Source organism: Rhizobacter sp., assembly GCF_031412495.1.
Taxonomy (GTDB): domain Bacteria; phylum Pseudomonadota; class Gammaproteobacteria; order Burkholderiales; family Burkholderiaceae_C; genus Schlegelella_A.
The window spans coordinates 1-2,503 of the sequence record NZ_JANODC010000479.1 but is presented as its reverse complement, the minus strand read 5'-3'; the positions used below and the strand labels follow the sequence as shown (position 1 = coordinate 2,503).

The window sequence follows — 2,503 nt, the reverse complement described above, 5'->3', positions numbered from 1 at the left end:
GGCAGCGACGAGGGCCACGCCGCCGACGGCGGCGACGGCGTGCTCACCTGGCCGGAAGGCAATGCCTGGCTCGGCGAACGCCTGGCCCGCCCGCTCGGCAATCGCCTGTGCACCGGCCTGGTCGTCACGCGCGTCGAGGCGGCGCGCCACGAGGTCGTCGTCGACGCCTGGAACGTCACGGCAGGGCGCAGCGAGCGCTTCGTCGCCCCCCAGGTGGTGCTGGCGACGCCGCTCTTCGTGTCCGCGCGCCTGCTCGAATCGCCGCCGGCGGCCCTGCTCGATGCGGCGCGCCGCCAGGCGCATGCGCCGTGGCTGGTCGCCAACGTCCACATCGACGCGCCCCTCAACGACCGCCCCGGCGCCGCGCCGGCCTGGGACAACGTGCTCTACGCCAGCAGCGGCATCGGCTATGTGGATGCCATGCACCAGAGCCTGGCCTCGGTTCCGGGGCCGACGATCCTGAGCGCGTACTGGGCCCTCGGCGGCGCCACCCGGGAAGCGCTCGCGGCGCAGCGAGCCGACCTGCTCGCCGCAGACTGGCGGACCTGGGCCGGGCGCGTGCTCGCCGACCTCGCGCCGGCGCACCCCGACCTGGCCGGCAAGGTCCGCCGCGTCGACCTCATGCGCTACGGCCACGCGATGGCGATCCCCGGCCCGGGCCTGCGCGGCAGCGCATCGCTGCGCGCGCTGGCCGAGCCCGGCGCGCGGATCCACTTCGCGCATGCCGACCTGTCGGCCTACTCGATCTTCGAGGAGGCGCTCTACCACGGCATGCGCGCCGGCCGGGCCGCGGCCGCGCACCTCGCCGCCCGCGTGACAATGGCCCATCCCTACGCCGGCCGAGCCCGCTCGGCGCCTGCATGAGCCGCCCAGAACCCGCCGCGCCGCCGCACCTCGAGCAGAAGAGCTTCGCCCTGCTGCTCGTCCTTTTTACCCTCGCGGTCGCGCTGATCCTGTGGCCCTTCTTCGGCGCCGTGTTCTGGGCCGGCGTGCTGGCCCTGCTCTTCACGCCCGCCTACAACTGGCTGCTGAAGCGCTTTCGCGGCAGGCGCGTGCTCGCCGCGCTGGCGACGCTGTCGATCGTGCTGCTGATGGTCATCCTGCCGCTGGCGCTCGTCGCCACCTCGCTGATCCAGGAGGTGGCCGCCTTGTATCAGCGGGTCAAGAGCGGCGAGGTCGACTTCGGGCGCTACCTGCAGCAGGTGTCGGCGGCCCTGCCGGCCTGGATGACCGGCCTGCTCGACCGTTTCGGCCTCGGCGACATGGCCGTCGTGCAGGACCGGCTGCGCGCGGCCGCCACCGAGCGGGGCCAGGCGGTCGCCGGCCGCGTGCTCGGCTTCGGCTCGGACGCGCTCGACATGATCGTCGCCTTCTTCGTCGCCATGTACGTGCTCTTCTTCCTGCTCCTCGATGGCCCGCGCGTCGTTCGCAACGTCCGCCGCGCGGTGCCGCTGCAGTCGGCGCACAAGGACCGGCTGCTGACGCAGCTGGCGGCGGTGATCCGCGCCACGGTGAAGGGCAACGTCCTCGTCGCCGTCATCCAGGGAACGCTCGGCGGCCTCGCCCTGTGGGTGCTCGGCGTGCATGCGCCGCTCCTCTGGGGCGTGGTGATGGCCTTCCTGTCGCTCCTTCCGGCGGTTGGCGCGGCGCTGATCTGGGGCCCGGTGGCGATCTACTTCCTGGCCACCGGCGCGATCTGGAAGGGCGTGGCGCTGATCGCCTTCGGCACCATCGTCATCGGCCTGGTCGACAACATCCTGCGCCCCATCCTGGTCGGCAAGGAGACCAAGCTGCCCGACTACGTGGTGCTGATCTCGACCATCGGCGGCCTGTCGATCTTTGGCCTGAACGGCTTCGTGCTGGGGCCGGTCATCGTGGCGACGTTCATCGTCGCCTTCGACATCCTCGCCACCAGCCGTGGCGAGGACCTGGATCCCGTGGACTAGCGCCACGCCGGACGGAAGCCGAGCGAAACGGCGCCCTCCTACACTGGCCTGCCTGCTTTTCCGTTGCCGAGCCGGCGCGCCCTGCGCTAAGGTCGGCGACCGCAGAACCCCGCCATGGAAGAAGAAGCCAACGCCCGCATCCGTGAACTCGAAGCCCGCCTGGTCGCGCACCGACTCGTCCTGCAGACGATCGCGCGCCTGCTGTCTGAATCGACGCTCGCCGAGCTGAGGGCCGCGGCCCAGGGCATCGACGACGCCGGCATGCAGGAAGCCAACCCCGACGTGCACATGCGCCGGGTCGCGGAAGAGATCTGGAGCATCCTCGAGCTCACCGGCTGAGGCCGGCCGCGCGTCGACGCAGAATGCGTCGATGGAGTTGCCCGCCGATCCACGCCCGCCTGTTGCCGCCGCGAATCGGTCCCGCCGGCTGCTGATCCGGGCCTTGTGGGCCGCCGTGGCCCTCGTCCTCGTGTGGAGTGCGGCCTGGTTCTACGTGCCGCCGCTGGTCCGCCACTTCGCCGAAAAGGTCGCTGCCGAGACGCTGGGCCGCCGCCTGA

General features: G+C 72.0%; 4 protein-coding genes. All 4 read left to right on the top strand.

Annotation, left to right across the window (positions count from 1 at the left end; genetic code table 11):
- Window positions 1–864: flavin monoamine oxidase family protein (locus tag AC30N0_RS17865; RefSeq protein ID WP_489519239.1), on the top strand; the 864-nt coding region annotated here is incomplete at its 5' end.
- Window positions 861–1,946, top strand: coding sequence for an AI-2E family transporter (locus AC30N0_RS17860; protein WP_489519238.1), 1,086 nt, complete (start codon window positions 861–863; stop codon window positions 1,944–1,946). The genes AC30N0_RS17865 and AC30N0_RS17860, both read left to right, overlap by 4 nt.
- Before the next feature lie 114 nt (window positions 1,947–2,060).
- Entirely contained in the window at window positions 2,061–2,285 is a 225-nt protein-coding gene (locus tag AC30N0_RS17855) for a hypothetical protein (RefSeq protein WP_489519237.1), read from the top strand.
- Between the two features lie 31 nt (window positions 2,286–2,316).
- The coding region (locus tag AC30N0_RS17850) for a hypothetical protein (protein WP_489519236.1) at window positions 2,317–2,503 on the top strand (187 nt) is incomplete at its 3' end.